We start from the raw sequence: 1,448 nt of genomic DNA on the forward strand, positions 1-1,448 counted from the left end.
GCCCCATCAAAAAGATCTCTGACGCGGCGCGCCACCGCATCGCCGGAATCGACCCAAGCGACGCCTGGCATCAAGGACTTTAAGGCTTCTTTTAAAAACGGAAAGTGCGTACAACCAAGAACGATCGTATCGACGTTCTCAGTACTTTGCATAAAAGGATTGATAGCACCTTGCAGAACATTCATGTCCACACCCTCGCCATTCAGCAGCTTCTCTGCCTCTTCCACAAGTGCGTTTGAGCCAACCTTAAGCACAGAACATCCTGCCGCAAAATCCCTCACCAACGCATCTGTATAGTCTCGAGAGACCGTACCCGGGGTTGCTAACAGCCCAATCGCTTTCGACTTGGATTGTTGNACCGCAGGCTTGATCGCGGGCACCACACCAACGAACGGCATCTCAAAACGATCACGCAGCGTTGGCAGCACTAATGTACTCGCCGTATTACAGGCGACAATCACCAGATCAAAATGGAAGCGAGCATGGCATTGCGCAATCAGATCGCTTAGCCGAGCAATCAAAAACTGCTCGTCCTTTGTGCCATACGGAAAGAAAGTATCATCCGCTACATAGCGAATATGAAGTTGCGGACACAGCTGCAGCACAGAGCGGCAGATTGAGAGGCCGCCAACGCCCGAATCAAGAACGAGCACATTACCACAACATGCGCTTACCTGATCGTCCATCAACAAACCTCTCCAAGCATTGCCGTCACGTGCCGCTTATACGCTAGCCAAACGACGTTGACGCATACCCATGAACACAGCAAGAACACAAATCAAAAACGGAATTAATAAGATATTAATCAGTTTTAAGCGCGTCCCTAACGTTTCAATATCGCGATCAAGCTGATGCTGCACATCGCGAAGCTGCTTACGAATCTTCAGCTTCTCTTCCTGAAACTTAAGCAGCTCTGCTTCTTGCTCTTCTGAAAGCATAGAGACATCACTTGCGTCTCGCACCTGCTCTAGTTCGAGCAATTTCTCTTCGGTCGCCATTAACTGCTCTTCCAAAAGCTCTTGCTGAGCAAGAAAACGCTCTTCCGCGTCACGACGTAAAGCGTCAACGCGCTCGAATGGGCGGCTGTAACGTCCCTGACTCCGAATAGAAATTAACTCTGCCTGCCCTGAGAGGTTCTCTACCGAATTCAACAGGAAGGTTCCATTATCCGCCCACGGACTCACAATCTGCTGACCGAAAAAGCTCTGGACCTGCACCCACAAACGATCACTGAGCACATCAGTGTCAGCAACAAGCATCACATTAATTTGCTCCGACTCGGTAAGTTCTGGAGTAATGGTGCGCGTAACAATATCACTTTCAGCCTCACCCTCGGCTTTCGGCTCTGTGTCTTGTGACTCGCTGGCTACCGAATCTGTTGAAACTTCTTCAGTAAGCTCGACACCGTCAGGAAATGCCGTCTTCGCTGCTCCGGACACGCGCGCCGC

The 1,448-nt window shown here is 50.5% G+C and carries 1 protein-coding gene and 1 pseudogene; both read right to left on the reverse strand.

All coding sequences use genetic code 11. The features are described from left to right. A partial coding sequence (gene murI / locus A3750_RS16650) for a glutamate racemase (RefSeq protein ID WP_068548478.1) occupies positions 1–686 on the reverse strand: 686 nt, incomplete at its 3' end. 36 nt (positions 687–722) lie between these two features. Beyond that, a pseudogene (locus A3750_RS26285) lies at positions 723–1,448 on the reverse strand (ABC transporter); the annotation flags it as partial.

It is taken from the genome of Oleiphilus sp. HI0079 (genome assembly GCF_001635105.1).